The 13625-nt window shown below is 60.7% G+C and carries 9 protein-coding genes; 6 read left to right on the top strand and 3 right to left on the bottom strand.

Annotation, left to right across the window (positions count from 1 at the left end):
- Positions 1 to 29 precede the first annotated feature (29 nt).
- From FHS81_RS11080 to FHS81_RS11065, 4 genes are all read left to right on the top strand, one after another.
- Positions 30 to 1247 carry an FAD-binding protein gene (locus tag FHS81_RS11080; RefSeq protein ID WP_183752965.1) on the top strand — a complete coding sequence of 406 codons (1218 nt, stop codon included), beginning with the start codon at positions 30 to 32 and terminating at the stop codon, positions 1245 to 1247.
- Between the two features lies 1 nt (position 1248).
- Complete coding sequence (gene glcF, locus FHS81_RS11075; protein WP_183752963.1) at positions 1249 to 2610, top strand: glycolate oxidase subunit GlcF; 1362 nt, start codon at positions 1249 to 1251, stop codon at positions 2608 to 2610.
- A gap of 184 nt (positions 2611 to 2794) precedes the next feature.
- Positions 2795 to 4813 (top strand): tetratricopeptide repeat protein, encoded by a 2019-nt coding sequence (locus tag FHS81_RS11070; RefSeq protein WP_183752961.1) that lies wholly within the window; start codon positions 2795 to 2797, stop codon positions 4811 to 4813.
- A 36-nt stretch (positions 4814 to 4849) separates the two neighbouring features.
- A complete protein-coding gene (locus FHS81_RS11065; protein WP_183753262.1) occupies positions 4850 to 5722 on the top strand; it encodes a 4-(cytidine 5'-diphospho)-2-C-methyl-D-erythritol kinase in 873 nt (290 codons plus the stop codon).
- Positions 5723 to 5818: 96 nt separating this feature from the next.
- On the opposite strand, the gene FHS81_RS11060 is transcribed toward FHS81_RS11065, so the two are convergent.
- Positions 5819 to 6544 carry a carbonic anhydrase gene (locus FHS81_RS11060; protein ID WP_343052476.1) on the bottom strand — a complete coding sequence of 242 codons (726 nt, stop codon included), beginning with the start codon at positions 6542 to 6544 and terminating at the stop codon, positions 5819 to 5821.
- A complete protein-coding gene (locus tag FHS81_RS11055) occupies positions 6534 to 8384 on the bottom strand; it encodes an aminopeptidase P family protein (protein WP_183752959.1) in 1851 nt (616 codons plus the stop codon). The genes FHS81_RS11060 and FHS81_RS11055 overlap by 11 nt, the downstream gene beginning before the upstream one ends.
- Before the next feature lie 337 nt (positions 8385 to 8721).
- Between FHS81_RS11055 and FHS81_RS11050 the strand changes: the two genes are divergently transcribed.
- Positions 8722 to 10461, top strand: a complete 1740-nt coding sequence (locus tag FHS81_RS11050; protein ID WP_183752957.1) for a lysine--tRNA ligase — start codon at positions 8722 to 8724, stop codon at positions 10459 to 10461.
- Positions 10462 to 10549: 88 nt separating this feature from the next.
- Here the strand turns inward: FHS81_RS11050 and FHS81_RS11045 are convergent, their stop codons facing one another.
- Complete coding sequence (locus FHS81_RS11045; protein ID WP_183752955.1) at positions 10550 to 11734, bottom strand: PA0069 family radical SAM protein; 1185 nt, start codon at positions 11732 to 11734, stop codon at positions 10550 to 10552.
- 276 nt (positions 11735 to 12010) lie between these two features.
- On the opposite strand from FHS81_RS11045, the gene FHS81_RS11040 reads away from it, so the two are divergent.
- A complete protein-coding gene (locus FHS81_RS11040; RefSeq protein WP_183752953.1) occupies positions 12011 to 13615 on the top strand; it encodes a bifunctional aminoglycoside phosphotransferase/ATP-binding protein in 1605 nt (534 codons plus the stop codon).
- Positions 13616 to 13625 lie beyond the last annotated feature (10 nt).

Raw genomic sequence — 13625 nt, 5'->3', positions numbered from 1 at the left:
GCGGCCGGCATAAGGGACGGGAACGCAAGGTGGACAACGAAACAGTTGGCATACCCGCGTCGGAAGCCGAGGCGGCTGACATCATAAGCACGGCGCGCGATGCGGGTGTGCGTCTGACGATAACGGGACGGGCATCCAAAGCGGGCATCGGGCATCCGGCCACGGCCGGTGCGCGGCTGAGTTCAGCCGGGTTGAGCGGCATTTCGTTGTATGAGCCGTCGGAAATGGTGATCGCTGCTCATGCCGGTACGCCGCTTTCCGAGCTGGAGGCGCATCTGGCCGCCAGCGGCCAGCGCTTGACGTTTGAGCCGCCAAACCCGGCGGCGCTTTTCGGCAACGACGGCGAGCAGACGGTGGGCGGTATTGTCGCTGCCAACTGGTCCGGACCGCGCCGCATCCAGGCCGGAGCTTGCCGCGACAGCCTGATCGGCGTCCGTTTCGTCAACGGGCGCGGCGAGGTGGTCAAGACCGGCGGGCGGGTGATGAAGAACGTGACCGGGCTTGATCTGGTGAAGCTGGTCGCTGGCTCGTGGGGCACGCTTGGTTTCATCACCGAAGTCACGTTCAAGGTTGCGCCTGTTGCCGAAGCCGAGACGACATTGGTGCTCGCGGGTCTGGATGATCGCCGCGCGGTGGCGGCAATGTGTCATGCAATGGGGTCGCCCTATGGCGTGTCCGGCGCGGCCCATGTTCCCGGCGAGGGCACTGCCGATGCGCTGACGTTGATACGGCTGGAAGGATCGGCCTTTTCCGTCGCCCACCGCATCCGCGCGCTCACCGATTACCTGATCGAGCACTTGGCGGAAAACCCGGCAAACCATAACGGCCATTCGCTACTGGATGCCGACGACAGCCGCGCGATGTGGGTGGGTGTCCGTGATTGCGTTCCAATCGCGCGGCCGCAAGATCGCGCCATCTGGCGCATTTCCACCGCGCCGACGCGTGGGCCGGATGTGGTTCACGCTATCGCGTCGCAACTGGATATCCGCCATTTTTATGACTGGAGCGGCGGTCTCGTGTGGGTATCGACGTCGTCCAAGGGCAATGCCGGCGAGGCCATCGTCAGGCAGGCGGTCGCCGCGCACGGCGGGTATGCAACGCTGATCCGCGCCCCGATGTCCGTGCGTGAAAGCGTGCCGGTCTTCCAGCCGTCTTCCGGGCCGCTGGCGCGAATCTCGGTCGACCTCAAGCGCGCTTTCGATCCCGACGCCATTCTCGAACCCGGCCGCATGGCTGCGGGAGTTTGACATGCAGACGAATTTCCGGCCCGAACAACTCGACACTCCCCGCATGCAGGAATCGGATAATATCCTGCGCACCTGCGTTCACTGCGGTTTCTGCACGGCGACTTGCCCCACCTACCTGCTGCTGGGCGACGAGGCGGATTCGCCGCGCGGGCGCATCTATATGATCAAGGACATGCTGGAAAGCGGCAAGCCGGCCACCGAGGCGGTGGTCAAGCATGTGGATCGCTGCCTGTCCTGTCTGTCATGCATGACGACGTGCCCTTCGGGCGTCAATTATATGCATCTGGTCGATCATGCCCGCGCTCATATCGAGGCCACTTGGCGGCGGCCATGGGCTGACCGGCTGGCGCGAACGCTGATCGCGCATGTATTGCCGTATCGTGAGCGCTTCCGTTTCGCCGTCAGGGCGGCGGCGTTGGCGCGCCCGTTTTCACGGGTGATTGCACGCGTTCCGGGCGTTGGAAAGCGGCTTGGCGCGATGCTGGCGCTTACTCCCACGCATCTGCCGCCGGCGGAAGCGGCGGGCCGGCGGGTCATTCCGGCGCATGGGCAGCGGCGAGGGCGCGTGGCGCTACTCGGCGGCTGTGCCCAGCCGGTGCTCGATCCCGGCATCAACGCCGCCACCATCCGGCTGCTGACACGCAACGGCATCGAGGTGGTGCTGGCGGGCGAAGGCTGCTGCGGTGCCCTGGTGCATCACATGGGCCGGGAAGATCAGTCGCATGTGCTGGCCCGCGCGACGATCGACACCTGGACGCGCGAGATCGACGGCGAGGGGCTGGACGCGATCATCATCACCGCGTCCGGTTGCGGCACCACGATCAAGGATTACGGCTTCATGTTCCGCGACGATGCGGCATGGGCCGAAAAAGCCGCGCGTGTATCGGCACTTGCGCGGGACATCACGGAATATCTGGGGTCACTCAACCTAGATTTTTCAGCCGCTAACAAGGCGACGGTGGCTTATCATTCCGCCTGTTCCATGCAGCACGGCCAGCAGATACGCGAGGAACCGAAGCTGCTGCTGAAGGCGGCAGGGTTCAAGGTTAAGGATGTTCCGGAGGGCCATATCTGTTGCGGCTCGGCGGGCACCTATAACATGCTTCAGCCGGAGATTTCCGCCCGCCTTCGCGACCGCAAGGTGGAGAATATCGCCAGAACCCGCCCGGACATCGTCGTCACCGGCAACATCGGCTGCATCACCCAGATCAGGCAGGGAATGGCCCTTTCAGGCGCAGCAACGCCCGTGCTGCATACGATAGAATTGCTGGACTGGGCCAACGGCGGCCCACGGCCTGCGGCGCTTTCCGCCAAGCCGGAAATCCGCGCCCCTGAAATCTCCGCCGTGGCCGCTGCATCCTGAGTGATGACAAATCACTCGACGGTTCTTAACGGCGCGCTCACCACAATCTGCGCGCCGAGGCCACTTTTTCGTGTGTTGCGCCGGTAGTGGCTTGCTCGCAAGCGCGGAAAGAGCCATTCTGGTCAACGGTGTTCGGATCGGCGCTTCGCCGGATTCGTTATCGGGGAAGTTGCCGGTGTCTGGGATGACTATTGCGCGCGTTGCGCGTCTTGCTTTGCTTGCGTCCGCTTTGACAGGTCTGAGCGTGCCTCATGCCGCCGCACGAACCTCCATTATCGAAGAAATCATACCGGAATATGTCCCGGCCGAGACGCTGGATGGCAATTTCCTTGCCGCGAACATCGCCGGCTCGTCTCGCAATCCAGAGGCGGCTGCGGTTTATTTCCGCGAGGCGCTGCGCTCCGATCCGCGCAATGCGGAACTGCGCGAGCGCGCTTTCGTGGCCTTTCTGGCCAATGGATCGTTTCAGGAAGCCGTCGATGTGGCGCGCGATATCGCCCGCGCCGATCGCAATAACGGACTGGCCCAGCTCGTTCTCGGCGTCGATGCGCTGAAGAAGAAGCAATACGGAACCGCCCGTCGCTTTTTCGATCGGGGCGGGCGTGGCAATTCCGCCGATATCACCGCCACGCTTCTCAATGCGTGGAGCTGGGCGGGGTCGAAGAATTTTCCCGAAGCCATCGGCACCGTCGACCGCCTCAGCGGCGACAACGTTTACAACGTATTTCGCGATTTCCACGCGGGGCTGATCGCGTCATACCTCGGCAGCGTCCGTCAGGGGGAAGAGCGGTTGCGCGCCGCCCATCAAGCCGAAAACACCACTCTGCGGGTTGTCGATGCCTTCGGTCGCATTCTCTCGCGGCGCGGCAAGCAGGATGAGGCAAAAGCTGTTTATCAGCGGTTCGAGGAGTTGCTGCCCCGCCATCCGCAGGTGCGGGATGCGCTGGCGCAACTGAATGCGGGCCGCAAGTTGACGCCGCTGGTGTCGTCGCCTCAGCAGGGCGCGGCGGAGGTGTTGTACGGCCTCGGCGCAGCCGGAAACGGGCAGGGTGATGAGATTGCCGCACTGATCTATCTCAATCTGGCCTTGGCGCTGGACCCTGACCACGCGTTCGCCTCCATGACGCGCGGCGACATCCTGTCCCGCATTGGCCAGCAGGAATCCGCGGTGTCGGCTTTCAACAAGGTGCCACTGGATTCGCCGATGCGCGTCGTTGCTGATGTGCAAATCGCCGGGGCGTTGAGCGCACGCGAGCGTTACGACGATGCCATCGCCTTTCTCGAAGATGTGTTGAAACGCGAGCCTGATAACATCGATCTGCTCTCCGCGCTCGGTGGCGTGCAGCGCGCACGCAAGCTGTTTCCAGATGCTGCGCAAACCTACACCCGCGCTATTGATCTGATTGAAAAACCCGATACAAGCCACTGGGAACTCTTCTTTTCTCGCGGAACTGCCTACGAGCGCTCCAAGCAATGGCCGAAGGCCGAGGCCGACCTCAAGAAGTCGCTGGAACTTGCCGGCGATTCCATCGGTAGCAACCGCGCTCACATTCTGAACTACCTCGGTTATTCGTGGGTAGACCGAAACGAGAATCTGGAAGAGGCGCTCGGCATGCTCAAGCGCGCGGCAGAGTTGCGCCCGCGCGACGGGCACATCGTAGATAGCCTTGCGTGGGCTTACTACCGCATCGGGCGCTATGACGACGCCGTCAAGGAGCTTGAGCGTGCAATAGAGTTGCAACCGTCAGAGTCCGTCATCAACGACCATCTTGGCGATGCTTACTGGCGCGTCGGTCGGCGCATCGAGGCCGTATTCCAGTGGAACCACGCCCGCGACCTTAATCCGGAGCCGGAAGATCTGCCCAAGATCCTTGAGAAAATCAAGAATGGCCTTCCCGACGAGGATGACAAGGAAGGCAGCCTTGGCGGCAAGAAAACCGACAAGATCATCAAGGTCGAAAATGCCGCTGGCGACAAGTCGCGCAAGTCCGAAAAGACGGACAATGGCGAGCGCGATCAAGGCAAGCCGGCGAATGTAAACACGCCGCCGAAAGAGCCGGGTTCTTCGGACAAGGTACCTGCATCTGCCAGCGAGCCCAAACCTGCCGACGAGGTAAAGCCGTCAGGGGATAAAACCCCAGCCGACGCTCCAAAACCTGAAAACCCGCCCAAACCGGAAAAGTCTCCGGCGCCGGCGGATTGACGGCAACGCAGCTTTCATCCCAATACGCATCCAATGATGACCGTGCTCACGGAACGCGCTCCGGCAAAAGTCAATTTGACGTTGCGCGTCATTGGCCGGCGGGCTGATGGCTATCATGAGTTGGACAGCCTTGTTGCATTTACGGGCACCGGAGATTGGCTTCGTTTAATCCCGGGCGCAGGGTTGTCGCTCGTTGTCGACGGTCCCACCGCGCCGCAGGCGGGGGATGGTGAGGATAACCTGGTCCTGCGTGCCACGCGCGCTTTGCAGGCCCGGCATCATGGGCTGAAGACCGGAGCGTTCCAACTTACGAAGCTGCTGCCCGTTGCGGCGGGGATAGGAGGTGGTTCCTCTGATGCCGCCGCGGCTTTGAGGCTCTTGGCTCGCGTCAATGGCATTGCGCCAGACAATCCTGTCCTGCAGGACGCTGCCCGTGCCACAGGTTCCGATGTGCCGGTCTGCCTGCATCCTCGTGCCCGGCGGATGTCTGGTGCCGGGGAGCGGATTGGCCCCGCGCTCGATCTGCCCCCCCTGTTTGCCGTGCTCATAAACCCGCGTGTCGCGGTTTCGACCGCCGATATTTTCAAGACTCTGGCTTTGCCGAAGGGCGAAACCATCTCCGGCGTCGCTCACACGCCAGTAAGAGCTGGGCTTTCGCGCGGGGAATTGGCCAGTCTGCTGGCCGATACAGGCAATGATCTGGAAGACCCGGCATTGCGGCATGCTCCCATCATCGCAGAGGTACTATCGTTGCTTCGGGCCGCAGCCTGCTGCCGACTGGCGCGCATGTCCGGCTCCGGCGCAACGGTATTTGGCCTCTTCGACAGCCGTGAAGATGCATCTCGTGCCGCACGCATGATGCATCACCATCGTCCTGCATGGTGGATAAAGCCGGTTGTTTTGCGCTAGATTTACTTCTTCACATTCGATGATATGTAATTGATAAAAATCGTTTTTTGGATTTTCCTGTTGACGCCTGTCTATCCAATCAAACGCTGATCGCGCTCAGGGAGAGCAATAAAAGGGAGAAACCCTTTCCGGCATGCCTGAAGGAGGCTCGAAGGCTCCTGTGTCCGGATTATGAATCAGCAATTGTCCGTTTCGAATGCCAAAATAGGCACCGTGCAGTGCGGTGTCGCCCCGCGCCACGGCCGCGGCGACGAAGGGGAAAGTCATCAGGTTCTTGAGGCTGAGTTCGACAGAGGCCAGTTCAAGTCGACGCAGAAAAGCCGTCAGATCCAGCCCTTCCGACTTCTCGATCGATTCAGCCGCCGGAGCAATCTGCGACATCCAGTTGCCGATGAAATCACTTGCGCTGAGGGGCTTGCTTTCGTCCGCAAAAGCACGGATGCCGCCGCAGGATTCGTGTCCCAATACGATAATGTGCCGAACCTTGAGCGCCAGCACGCCAAACTCCAGAGCCGCACTGGTGCCATGCTGGGAATCGCTGCCGCTCTCATAACCGGGAACGAGATTGGCGACGTTGCGCACGACCAGCAGCTCACCGGGAGAAGCATCGAAAATGACTTCCGGCGAAACGCGGGAGTCGACGCAGCTTATCACCATGATTTCCGGCTTCTGGCCGCTGCTCGCCAGCGTTTCATAGCGGGACCGCTCATTGCTGAAGCGCCCGTTGATGAACGATAAGTATCCTTCACTCAATTTCTTCGGAAACATGCGTATCCTTCTCTGAGATATTCTTAATTTATGTTTCTGTTTATCAGGATGCACGATCTATGGGAGCGGTGACCTTGCCCAGCCAGTTGCGGGTATCCTCATCGACAAGTGGGGCGATCACGCTGTGCACGCGGGCGTGATAGGCATTGAGCCATTCGATCTCCTGCCTGTTTAACAGAGCGCGGTCTATCAGCGTTCGGTCGATGGGGGCAAGCGTCAGCGTCTCGAAGCCCAGCGTCGGGCGCTCGGCACCTTCGATCTGCCTCTCTTCAACGACAACCAAATTCTCGATGCGGATGCCGAAATGGCCCTCACGATAATATCCCGGTTCGTTTGACAGGATCATGCCCGGTTCAAGTGCGACATGGCCGAGCCGCGAAATGCGCTGTGGCCCTTCGTGCACGGAGAGAAACGAGCCGACACCGTGGCCGGTGCCATGGTCGAAGTCGAGGCCGGCTTCCCACAGCGCCCGGCGCGCGAACGGATCAAGCTGCGCTCCCGTCGTGCCAGCCGGGAAGACGGCGGTGGCAATGGCGATATGGCCTTTCAGAACCCGCGTGAAACGATCTCGCATTTCAGCCGTTGGCTTGCCGATGGCGACGGTGCGCGTGATATCCGTGGTGCCGTCGGTATACTGGGCACCGGAGTCGACCAGCAAGATACCGCGAGACACAGGCCTGCTGCTGGCGCGGGTGACACGATAATGCGGCAGTGCGGCATTTTCATTTGCGCCTGCGATTGTGGGAAACGATATATCCACCAGCAGGTTGGTTTCCCGACGAAACTCTTCAAGCGCCTCAACGACCGAGGTTTCGGTGAGCCCATCACCCGCCGCCTCACGTGTAACCCAGGCGAGGAAGCGCGTGACCGCTGCACCGTCGCGGCGGTGGGCTGCACGCGCGCCTTCAATTTCGCGGCTGTTCTTGACGGCCTTGAGGCGCGTGATCGGGTCTGGTCCGATGTCGAATGCCGCTCCGGCAGACGTGACTACTTTCTGTAATGCAGAGGCACCCGTGTCCTGATCGATCCGTAGCTTGACGGGCTTGTCGCTTTTGCTGGCGAGCGCGGCTATCGCATCCGCGAACAACGCATGATCTTCCCCGCCAATATCCGCAATTTGCGCAACGCCCCCAAGCGCGCTTGCGTCGAACCTGTCGGGAGCGAAAAACAGCGTCGGGCGGCCCTTAGCCGGTAGAAGCGCATATCCCAGCGCGATAGGCGTATGGAGCACATCGCTGCCCCGGATATTGAACAGCCACGCGATATTGTGAGGATCGCTGACGATCAGCCCATCGACCTGAGCCTTCTCAAGTTCGTTCTGCAATCGCGCCAGTTTATCCGCTACCGTTTCCCCTGCGACCGACAGCGGGTGCAGGCGGACAGGGTTGCGGGAAGGCGCGGGGCGATCCTCCCATATGGCATCAACAGGATTACTGGCGATGGCAACGAGCTTTCCACCAGCCTCCGCAACGGCTTTCTGCAGGCGTTTGACCTGTGCATCCGTATGCAGCCATGGATCGTAGCCGAAAGAAGCCCCATGCGGCAGATGCCGCGCAAGCCATTTGTCGGGCGTGGTGTCGGACAGAGTAACCGGAGCAAAAGCTGCCGCGTCGATTTGTTCCCGCACCTGAATGGTGTAACGCCCATCGACGATAATTGCCGCTTCGTCTGCCAATACGATCGCCGTCCCGGCAGAGCCGGTGAAGCCCGTCAGCCACGCCAGCCGTTCAGCGCCGGGGGGCACGTACTCGCCCTGATGTTCATCCGCGCGCGGCACGATGAAACCGGCAAGCCCCTGCTGGGAAAGGGCTTGCCGCAAGGCCGCAATGCGGCCTGCCGATGCGGATGACGACGCGTAAGCGGGCTCGTCAAAAGACTGGAAGAGGCTGCTCATTGGAATGGCTTCCTGCTACGATTCGTTTTCCTGACACCGGAGAAACCTACTCCGATAATTCCGCGACGGGCACCCCCCGGCCGGATTCGATGACGGTTGATGTTGCATGTGCGTTGACGCGGCGGCGCACAGTTTCTATAGCAATTCGTGTTAGACCTGTTTGCAAAGTGTCCGCAAGTTGCAGGAAAATATAGAAACGTGAGCGGGTTGAAGAATACTCCGCAATCCGGAAACAACGCCCTCCGCTCGTGTTTCTGCATCCTGCCAGCTTTGATGATGCCATCCGACCATACGCCCGCCGGAATCGACGGGTGCTTCCTGCCGAAAGAGATATGTCATGACCGCTCCGCTCGATCTCGATCCCGCGCTCGTCGAGGCTGCCAGCACCTCGGCTGCCTGGCCATTCGAGGAAGCGCGAAAACTCGTGGCGCGGTTGCAGCGGCAGAAGCGTGTTGACGCCGATGGCGCCCCGGTTGGCGATACCGAAGTGCTGTTCGAAACCGGATATGGCCCATCGGGCCTGCCGCACATCGGCACGTTCGGCGAAGTGGCGCGCACCTCCATGGTGCGCCATGCGTTCCGCGTGTTGACGCAGGATCATATCCGCACGCGCTTGATTGCATTTTCCGACGATCTCGACGGTCTGCGCAAGGTGCCGGACAACATCCCGAACAAGGAACTGGTCGGGCAATATCTCGGCAGGCCGTTGACGCAGGTGCCCGATCCGTTCGGCACGCACGACAGCTTCGGCGCGCATAACAACGCGCGACTGCAGACGTTTCTCGATGCATTCGGGTTCGATTATGAATTCCGATCCGCCACGCAATTCTATCGCAGCGGCGCTTTCGACGAGACGCTGCTGCTCATCCTGCGCAATTACGACAGGGTGATGGAAGTCATGCTGCCAAGCCTGCGGTCCGAGCGGGCGCAGAGCTATTCGCCGTTCCTGCCCATCCATCCCGATACCGGCGTTGTGATGCAGGTATCCGTGGATGAGGTGCGGCCTGATGAAGGGGTTATCGTGTGGCGCGATCCGGAAACGGGCAAGCGTTTCGAGACTCCCGTCACCGGCGGGCATGTCAAGCTGCAATGGAAGCCGGACTGGGCCATGCGCTGGATGGCGCTGGGCATCGATTACGAAATGGCCGGTAAGGATCTCATCGATTCGGTCAAGCTGTCCGGCCAGATCACGCGTGCCCTCGGTTTCGAGCCGCCGGAAGGGTTTAACTACGAATTGTTCCTCGATGAGAGCGGAACGAAGATCTCGAAGTCGAAGGGCAACGGACTCAGCATCGATGAGTGGCTGACTTACGGCACGCCGGAAAGTCTGGCTCTCTTCATGTATAACAAGCCGCGTGAGGCGAAGAGGCTTTATTTTGACGTCATTCCGCGGCACGTCGACGACTATCTTGCCTTTCTCGGCAACTATGGCCGGCAGGAGTGGAAGCACAGGCTTGGCAACCCGGTTTGGCATCTGCACGCAGGCAACCCGCCAGCGCCCGAGACGATTGCCGCTTCTGCCGGGCAGGGCGGCGCGCAGCTCAGTTTTGCGATGCTTCTGAACCTTGCCGCCGTCGCCAATTCCGAGGACAAGGCCGTGTTGTGGGGCTTCATCCGTCGTTATGCGCCGGGCGCTTCGCCGCAGACGCACCCGCAACTGGACAAGCTGGTCGGCTACGCGATCAATTACTTCCGCGATTTCGTCAAGCCGGCCAAGACCTATGCCGAGCCCACCGAAGCCGAACGAGCAGCGTTGGCCAATCTGGCAGCCGAACTGGCGGCGCATGAGGGTTCGACCGACGCCGAGGAGTTGCAGAACGTCGTTTATGAAATCGGCCGAACGCATTTTCCCGATACCAGCGGCAAGACGAAAAGCCCCGACGGTCGTCCCGGCGTGTCGCAGACGTGGTTCGCGACGCTCTATCGCATTCTGTTCGGCGAGGAGCGCGGCCCTCGCTTCGGTTCCTTCGTCGCGCTTTACGGTGTGGCTGAAACCCGGGCACTGATCGAGGCTGGTCTTTCCGGCGAATTGAAGCGCGCTCACGAAGCATTCCTCATCGAGCGCGGCAAGGTCTGATCGCGAAACCGTGGCTGGAATGAGAATGTCCTGCCACGGTCATTTCCTGCTACGGCGCTGTCAGGTTGGCGATATATTACTGTTGACATCAGAACAAACTCAATTGTTCAGCCAGCTTCGGCGCACCTTGAAACTGGTCTGTCCGCAGCCGTGGGTGCCTCTTGAGATAGCCTATCCGTTTCAGCGCCAGTGAAAAGCGGCGGGCGATCATCTCCGCATAGGGACCGTTGCCGGTCATCCGTTCGTGCCAGCGCGCGTCATAATCCTTGCCACCGCGCATTTCGCGCAGCAGTGATAATACGTGGCGTGCCTTGCCCGGATAATGCTCCATCAGCCACTCCACCACGAGATCGCGCACTTCGAGCGGCAGACGCAGGATGACGTATCCCGCTTCACGCGCCCCGGCCTCATACCCAGCTTCAAGAATGGCCTCGATTTCGCTGTCATTGATGGCTGGCACAATGGGAGCGACCAATAGCGACACCGGAATGCCGGACTGGCTCAGTTTGCGGATCGTCTCCAGCCGTTTGTGAGGCGCGGCGGCACGCGGCTCCATGGTTCGGCAGAGGTGCGGATCGAGAGTTGTTACTGACAACGCGACACAGGCCAGTCCGCGCTCGGCCATCGGCGCCAGAATATCGATATCACGCGCCACGAGTGCCGATTTCGTTACAATGCTGACCGGATGCCCCATGCGGGACAGCACTTCCAGAATCTGCCGCATGATACGGTACTGCCGCTCGATAGGCTGATACGGGTCTGTATTGGTGCCGATGGCGATGGTGCGCGGTGTGTAGCCGGGGCGCATCAATTCCTTTTCAAGCAATACAGCCGCATCTGGCTTGGCGAAGAGACGCGTTTCGAAGTCCAGCCCCGGCGAAAGGCCAAGATAGGCATGCGTCGGCCGGGCAAAGCAATAAACGCAGCCATGCTCGCAGCCGCGATAAGGATTGATGGAACGATCGAAAGGAATATCCGGCGAGGAGTTGCGGGCGATGACGCTGCGCGCTTTGTCGATCAGTACTTCCGTGCGCAGGGGCGGCAGTTCATCCGGCTCGCCCCAGCCGTCATCCATCGCTTCGTGCTGCGTTGGCTCAAATCGCCCGGTGGAATTGGAGACCGCACCACGTCCCCGCCGGCGGCGCGGATCTATACCCAATGGCGTATCGGGGGGCGGCGCTTCATCCATATCCTCGCCTGCACTCCGCATTTGGCCGGCAAGCGCATCCGGATGGGCGGGTGGACGGCGGGATGACCCGGATCCGGAAGACATCTGCATGGCGGGCGGCACCTGGCGCAGCTTTTAACCTTCGATAGAAGGTTGGAAAGCGATAAGATTTTGATATGAAACGTTTTCATCTCATACGGTGATGGCCGCTCAGATGGAAACGCCCAAGAACATATTGCGCTTATAACTAGAACATGCAATGAACATTGTAAAGGGTGCCTGCCGCGTTTTCCACGTCGTCAGGGTGATCGGATTGCTAGACGCGGGTGTCATGCTGTTGTGTTATTTGAGGTGCGTGCGATTTCCGTGGAGGCTCAAGCAATGAATGAGACAGGCGATCAGGAAGAGGTGTTCGCATTTCTCGCGCAGGAAGGGCTTCATGAGGATGATGCGCCGGTGAAGCGAATCGACACGCATGGCGCGGCGGTTTTTCTGCATGGCCGCCATGTTTATAAGGTCAAGCGCGCCGTGCTCTATTCGTTTATGGACATGTCCACGTTGGACAAGCGGCACAGGATTTGTGAAGCGGAAATCGCCGTCAACCGTGTGAATGCGCCGGATCTGTATCTGGGCGTTGTACCAATCATCCGGCGGGCTTTCGGCGGTGCGGCCGACGAGCGGCAATCGATGAAGGGGCGGCTTGCGCTTGGCAAGGATGGGCAGGGTGCTGCTGACGTCGCGCCGGATGAAGTCGTCGAGTGGGCCGTCCATATGCGGCGCTTTGATGAGGACGCCACTCTCGACAGGTTGGCCGAGCGCGGCGCTCTTCCCGCCGATATCACGCGCCGGCTGGCTGAAATGGTGGTGCGCGCGCACGCCGCCGCGCCGCTCGTTGAAGATCCTGTGGCCAGTGTGGGTGAGCTTGCACGTTATATCAGGCGCAACGCTGAAGGCGTAGGTGCCTGTCCTGATATCGTCTCGATTGATCGGGTTCTGGCCTTGAAAGAGGCCAGCCTTTCGGCGCATGCCCGCCAACGTGATCTCCTGATCGCGCGGGCGCAACAGAGGTTCGTGCGGCGATGTCATGGCGATATGCACTTGCGCAATATCGTGCTGATCGATAGCAAGCCGGTTCTGTTCGACGCTATCGAGTTCGACGAAAGCATCGCCAGCATTGATTTGCTTTACGATCTCGCCTTTCTGCTGATGGATTTATGGGCGCGGGATTTGCGGGCCGTCGCGAATGGAGTGTTCAACCGTTATCTCTGGGCACGGAATTGCGACGAGGATATCGACGGCCTTGCTGCGATGCCTTTGTTCCTCAGTCTGCGTGCAGGCGTGCGTGCCATGGTGACGGCAAGCGGCCTGAAACATTTCACGGCGGAACACTTGCCGCGGGCGCGAGACGAAGTGCGCAGCTACGTGGAGCTGGCGGAAGAGTTCATTGCCCCGCCACCGCCACGATTGATTGCGATTGGAGGACTGTCCGGCACCGGAAAGAGCACGTTGTCGCGGACACTTGCAGCGAGCATTCCTGGGGGCGTTGGAGCTGTGCACCTGCCTTCCGACATCATTCGCAAGAATATCGCCGGTGTCGCCGAAACGCAGCGTCTTCCCCCCGAGTCCTACACACCGGAAATGAGTGCGCGCGTTTATGCAAAGTTGCGAGCGTTGGCCGGATTGGCCTTGCAGGCAGGGCAGAGCGTCATCGTCGATTCAGTGCATGCGCGTGCGGACGAACGCGAGGCGCTGGAAGCCGTTGCCCGCGAGGCCGGAGTACCTTTCGCGGGGGTGTGGCTGGAAGCGCCGCTGGAGACGCTTGAATCGCGTGTTACCGCGCGTGTTGGTGATGCATCGGATGCTGATGCCCGCGTTGTGCGCAGACAGGCAGATTACGATTATGGCGATGTAACATGGCACAGGCTTGAGACGGCTGGTGGCCCTGATGATGTTGCCCGCGTGGCAAAGCGCTTGCTTGGCTTATAAATGCTTTGCC

This window comes from Pseudochelatococcus contaminans (genome assembly GCF_014195635.1).
Taxonomy (GTDB): Bacteria; Pseudomonadota; Alphaproteobacteria; order Rhizobiales; family Beijerinckiaceae; genus Pseudochelatococcus; species Pseudochelatococcus contaminans.
Note: the sequence above shows the minus strand (reverse complement) of the source record. Positions and strands in the feature narration are given on the sequence as shown.